This window comes from Kaistella jeonii (genome assembly GCF_000812865.1).
GTDB classification, from domain to species: Bacteria; Bacteroidota; Bacteroidia; order Flavobacteriales; family Weeksellaceae; genus Kaistella; species Kaistella jeonii.
The window spans coordinates 1-6,345 of the sequence record NZ_JSYL01000021.1 but is presented as its reverse complement, the minus strand read 5'-3'; the positions used below and the strand labels follow the sequence as shown (position 1 = coordinate 6,345).

Here is a 6,345-nt window from a genome sequence, read left to right as displayed (position 1 = left end):
TATCTGATCAACCTATTCCTCATTAGTTGCTCCTCAGCAGAGCTAATTTCCGCTTCAGTTGATAACAACAAATGTAAAACTATTTTAGGACTAAAATTTAAATGTAAATTTGTACAAGGACTATCAATAAATAAAAGTTAAATCTGTAAACTTTTTTTAGGACGGGTCAGTTTGAATCGAGCGCATGTGATTTTGTGCTCCACCTCCCAATCCAACTCCCCCGTGAAACATCCCCCCCATCACAAAAGGACGATCCGGATGATTGTGTACAAAACCCACCATCACCTGATCACCAACTTTTGGGATTGCGACATAGAGATTTTAAATATTTAAGTTTTTTAGTGTATTTATATACCTAAAATTACCTTCTTAAAGGATTTAGATATCGTTAATCTTTCAAGACTTTTCCAGAATTCCCATCAATTTCATAGTAGAAATTTGCTTTTAGACCTTGTCCTGAGGGACTATTTTTTGAGTGGGTAACAATACCTTTTGCAGAACGAATTGTCCACAAAGAATTAGTTTCATTAAAATGTACTTCAATTGCGGGTTCACCATTATCCAAATACCAACCTTTACCTGTTTTTAAATCTACATGATGGTTTTTTTTCAAAAAATCAAGAATATCAGTATACTTTATTTTTTTAAACTTCGTATCTTCGTTTTTTTCACTAATGATTTTTTCATTTTTGTCGTATTCAAAATATTTTCCAACAGCTACGTTTGAAAAGGTCGTTGTAGATGATTTTAAATTACCTTCTTTATAATAAGTATTATATTCTGAAAGAAAACTTGGTGCGGGTTTTTTAATATATTCATCAAAACCATTATCTGACTCATATTGTTCAACTTTACTACCATCAGATAATAAAAAAAAAGCACCTCCTTTATTCCAAGTTTTTTTAAAATTTTCAATATCAAATTTTCTCATTTTTTCACTTTTTGTTACTGTATTAATTTCTTTTTCTTTCTGCCCCGAACAAGCATGACAAAATAAGATAATTGCTAAAATAAAAACTTTGTTAATCATATTATGTTTATTTTATTTTTATTGTGTTATTAACAATTTGCCATTGCCAACCAAACAAAATTTTCCCTTCAACTGGTGTTCGTGGATTACCATTCAAATCTGTAGACCAATGACAGTAATCCATGATATTATCAGTTTTTTGAGCTTTATATGTATAATTTGATTTTTTTCCATCAAAAGTATGTGGTAATCCCATTGCATGCAAGGTTTCATGTGATATTGTTGAACGATCATGATCATAGAAAAATATAACATGATCAGTAAAAAGTTTATCTGCAAAACCTTGTGTTACTAAATTTGAATCTATTGGATCAGGGTAAGCGTCCAATAAAAAGTATAATTTATAGAAATTTGTATATCTTCCAGGATAGACTCTATTTAATTCGGCATCAAGATAATCTAATATTGGAATAAAGCTTCCATCTTGACTACCATCGTCACTAAAAATAACGCCACTCCTAGAATATCTATTTTTAAATGTATTATTTGTGGAAACATCTAAAGGTTTTATCAAATATCTAATATTAGGCTTTATTAAAGATTGAATTAAATTTTGTCTAAAAAAAGAATCGCCATCAGAAACCATCTTTCCTATTTTTGGAACTGCTCCTAGCTTAGTCTTAATAGGGACAATAATCACATTAATTTTTTTTATATGAGCAGTATCGTTTGCTAAAACTTTAAATTGACCACAAATTTCATTATCTGCTAAAACATCAACATATACATCTTCTTTTAGAGGCTTTGAAGCTTTTACAGTCAAAAAATTATATAGATTATACTTGCCATTATTGATTGGTAATTCAGTCTTATTAAAAATCAAGCCTGTTTTTTCTTTTTGCGGCTTAATTTCAAGTTTTTTTGGAGCTGTTTGAATTTCAATTTTTAAGCTAAGTTTTGCAATATTTTCATTATGAACAATTGCTATCACTGGAACATGATAGAAGAAAGGATTTCCTTTTGTTGATTTCCAATTAATCTGTAATTTTTTAAAACTATTTATAAGATTATTAAACATCGAAGGCCATTTTTTAAAAAAATTGGTCCAGCTGTTTGTGTCAGTTGTAACTACATTTAGATGCGAGTTCGTATAATGTTTTCCTAAAATATCTTTCACCCAATTTTTATCACCTACCAAACCGCTATCACCCGTTCTAATCCAATCAAAACCAAATTCTCCTTTCCAATTTCCATGTGGTCTAAATTCAACAAGACATTTTGCTTTAATTTGAGTGGAAGGAGGATTATCAGGATTTCCAAAGCTTTCCCCTCTTTCTACTCCCTTATCAGAAATAATATCTGCGGCATTATCGATGATACTACTTTCAGAATAAATATTATAATTTTTTTCAACAATTTCGGTAATTTTACCTTTAACAATTCTTGTCCTACTCATATTTAATGTGCTTTAGATTTCTCTCCGCTATTATGTTGCACTTCTTCCTGTGCATGTCTTGTAATAGATGCATTAGAAGTTGTTTCAATTCCTTTATCAGAATTTACTGTAGTTTTCCCCTGCTTCGTCTCACTATGTACATCACCTTCAATCATTTCCGTCAATTTCCCCGTAATGAACATACTCGCATCACCCATCACAGATGTCATTTTCATAGCACCAATACTTTGAGTAGCATTCATTCCGACAGTTTGGCTATTATTCATTCCTATCATTTCACTTGCGTTCATTCCTACACTCGTGGTCATATTTTCCCCAACATTAATATTCATGTTCTTGCAATTCAGCGTCATCGTTTCAGGCGCTGTAATATTAATATTCCTACCAGTTGTATCTAGATGAATTTCATTACCGGATTTATCAGTAATAACTCCCCAACATTAATATTCATGTTCTTGCAATTCAGCGTCATCGTTTCCGGAGCGGTAATATTTATATTACTTCCGGTTGTATCTAAATGGATCTCATTCCCAGATTTATCAGTAATAATAATGCTTTCATCTTCTGTAAAAACCACTTTATGTCCACTTCTTGTCATAATAGATTTAACACGGTTATTTGCAAACCCACCCAAAGCAGTTCCCCCGTGGAACATTCCGCCCATGACAAAAGGTCTATCAGGGTGATTGTGAACAAAACCTACCATCACCTGATCACCAACTTCAGGGATCGCAACATAACCTCTGTTTTGGCTTACCTGATCTGTTCCGCCCGCATCCGGACTAATCATTCTGATGAAATCTGTCGTATCATGCAATTGCCAATCAAACTTAACTGTGATTATTATATTTCTAATTAATTAGTGAGTTTGTTGCATGCGATAATATTAGGCGTTGCCTAACTTAAATATAATTCTTCATGATAGTTACTTTTGAAATTCTCCAACTTCAATATCCGCATCGTTTTTTTTGTCATAATAACTTACATCCAAAACAATATATTTGTCTTTGTAATAACCTTTAGGAACCGATGTGGTAAACATATTTTGTGTTTTATATTCGTACCATGTTTTTCCATAATCGTAAGAATAAAAGAATATTACATAAGGTCTTGTTTCTTTGAAATAACTGGCAAAGTTTTTGTAGCGGTAAAGTCCTTTCTCTGTTTTAGGCGAAGCTTCAAATAGTTCTTTTTCATTCAAATCATAAATAGTTCCAGATGTTTTTAATAAATTTTCTTTTCCTAAAGTAATTTCACCAAAAGTATTCATAATCGTAGAGTAGGAACCTTTCAGCGTTTTAGAAATCTCGTATAAATTATTTTTCGCATCATATAAAACGACTTTATTATTTTCTCTTAGAAAAGTTATTTTTGCATCAGAATCATTTAGAATAAAATTTTTCTCAACAACATCATTTGGTAATTTATACTTTTCTTCTGTCAAGATATTAAGTACATAGGTTTCATTATTGTCAGAATAAATTACATACTCTCCATTAAATTGCTTATAGCTTATTTTATTATTAGATGAATATTCATCAATTTTCTTGAATTGTAATGTTGTATTATCCAAAAGATAAATTACATTTTTACCTATAGCACTGTAACCGTTAATATTGGTTTCAACTAATGTGTACTTTTCTGTAGGAGTGAGAAATTTAACATTTTCTTCGGGAAAAGTAACTTCTTGATAACTTTTGCCTTTGTCTTTAGAAACAAATAATATAGCACAATCTCCAGGCTTATTATAAAATGCGTGTAAGTCTTTACTTCCTGCTAAAAAAATAGTTTTTTCATTCAAAAATTTAAATATTGTCAATTTTAAACCTGTTCCAGGTGGAAAATTTCCATTGTTTATATTTTTTTTATAAAAATCGTAAAAACTGTATTTTTCTATCCATTTCATATTGGCTGGTTTTGTAGTTTGGGAACAGCTGTAGTTCGAGGTAATTAAGAAAAAACAGCTAATTAATTTTATAATCTTATTTAAATCCATCATCGCCTAGTATATATTTTTTGAAGAAACGGTTTAAAGTTGCTTCGGTAATTTCACGATAATTCAGATTTCTTGCCATAATTAAAGCTTGTGCCCAAGTAGCAGACCCCAGCCATTCTTTCATATCAGGAGTTGACATTACTTTCAATAAATCATCTGCTGATAAATATGACATTTTTACAGGATCATAAGCGTCTGGATGTGTCGCGAAAGCAAAATCTTGAAATTTATCATTATCTATTTCGATATTAGTATAATATTTTGTTTGCATTTCCTGATCAAATTCATAAATCATGGAGCTCCAATTAAATTTTTTGAAGTTATCATTAAAATTATTTTCCAATGAGTCTAGAATGATAACATCATAATTTGCTATATATGTTTTATCAATAACTCCTTGTTCCATATATTTTTGTAATTTAAATCTAGCTTCAGTAAGCCATATTTGCCCTCTTTGTGTTAATGTTGGCATCAATACTCTGGAAAACCGTGTGCAATATTTAAAACCATAACTGGTAGAAGGTACTGGTTTATATTTATTACCCTGTTTTTCTACTTCTTCCACAGAAATGCTTATTTGTTTCATTTCATTTGTAAGACTTGGTGTCCACCATTCTGTTATATTATCTATCACACTCCAAGAACTTAATTCCCGCATTTCTCCAAAATAATACACAGGAGGCATGTGTCCGCAATGTTTATGTCTTCGCATAAAATCATCATATCTAAAACAATAAAAATCGCAACTTCCATATTGCTTGTTGTTAAAACTTTGTACAACATTTTTGTCACATATTTCTACCTTGAGATATAACTCTGAAGATAATGGTAGTTTTACATTTATATCTTCTTTATAACTGCACTCGAAATAAAGTTCTATTTCGTCTCCAAAATCGTCTTCAATAAAACTTGCTAATCCATCACTTAAAGTAAGATTATAAACAATAGCATTATTTGTTACTCGTTTTTCTGTTACCAATGCTCCCAAACTGTCATCTTGGGTAACTTCTCTTACACCAATAGGATCATCTTCTCCTCCCAATCCCCCATCTTCATCATATAATTGCATCCCCACATCTGCATTTGGGTCAGTAATGTTTTTTGTCTTTACCTGAAAATAAACTACTTGTCCAATTGCCGCTTCTGTTATCCTACTATTTCCCTGCGAATCAGAACTCCACCATCCTTCTTTGAAATAATGCGTTTCTTCACTCTTATCACTTTTAGGATTTCCGAAAACAGTTCCATTCGTTGCAGTAAAATGACTGAATTGTCCTGCATAAGCATCAAATGTATCGGTAAAAACCGTCCATCCTTTCTCTATATTTGTAATATTTTCTCCCTCTGTAACTCTTATGATTGACATAATTAATGCATTTTTGAATTTTCACCACTATTATTATTGAATTGTTTTTGAGAATGAATATCATTATTTTCTTGCGAGACAATTTCTCTTCGTTTCGAATTTTCTTTCACTTCTTTGGCCTTGCTTTCTCTATTTCCTTTTACAAATTCCATCAAACTTCCTACAACATTTGTCATAAAATTTGCACCTACAGAAAGGTTTTTCATCATTCCTACACTTTCCGTTTGATTCATTCCAATGGTATTACTTTGATTTTGACCAACTGTTGTACTTTGGTTATTTCCCACAAATGCAGTCATATTTTCCCCCACATTAATATTCATATTCTTACAATTCAGCGTCATCGTTTCCGGAGCGGTAATATTTATATTGCTTCCTGTCGTATCCAGATGAATTTCATTACCGGATTTATCAGTAATAACAATGCTTTCATCTTCTGTAAAAACCACTTTATGTCCACTTCTTGTCATAATTGATTTTACACGGTTATTTGCAAATCCTCCTAAAGCCGTTCCTCCATGAAACATACCGCCCATGACAAAAGGTCGGTCCGGATG

5 protein-coding genes and 2 pseudogenes are annotated in these 6,345 nt (G+C 31.4%); all 7 read right to left on the bottom strand.

Annotation, left to right across the window (positions count from 1 at the left end; genetic code table 11):
* Positions 1–168: 168 nt before the first annotated feature.
* A pseudogene (locus OA86_RS15900) lies at positions 169–315 on the bottom strand (phage baseplate assembly protein V); the annotation flags it as partial.
* Positions 316–388: 73 nt separating this feature from the next.
* Complete coding sequence (locus tag OA86_RS15450; protein ID WP_052257552.1) at positions 389–1,030, bottom strand: hypothetical protein; 642 nt, start codon at positions 1,028–1,030, stop codon at positions 389–391.
* Positions 1,031–1,037: 7 nt separating this feature from the next.
* The gene (locus OA86_RS14855; protein ID WP_039355017.1) at positions 1,038–2,426 is read right to left on the bottom strand and encodes a zinc metalloprotease; all 1,389 of its coding nucleotides are present in this window, start codon (positions 2,424–2,426) and stop codon (positions 1,038–1,040) included.
* A gap of 2 nt (positions 2,427–2,428) precedes the next feature.
* A pseudogene (locus OA86_RS16195) lies at positions 2,429–3,267 on the bottom strand (phage baseplate assembly protein V); the annotation flags it as partial.
* Positions 3,268–3,351: 84 nt separating this feature from the next.
* A complete protein-coding gene (locus OA86_RS14840; RefSeq protein WP_126340483.1) occupies positions 3,352–4,332 on the bottom strand; it encodes a hypothetical protein in 981 nt (326 codons plus the stop codon).
* Positions 4,333–4,408: 76 nt separating this feature from the next.
* Positions 4,409–5,788: a DUF1641 domain-containing protein gene (locus OA86_RS14835; RefSeq protein ID WP_039355008.1), complete on the bottom strand. Its 1,380-nt coding sequence runs from the start codon at positions 5,786–5,788 to the stop codon at positions 4,409–4,411.
* A gap of 2 nt (positions 5,789–5,790) precedes the next feature.
* Positions 5,791–6,345, bottom strand: a 555-nt coding sequence (locus OA86_RS15800) for a bacteriophage T4 gp5 trimerization domain-containing protein (protein WP_039355005.1), incomplete at its 5' end; no start/stop codon positions are given.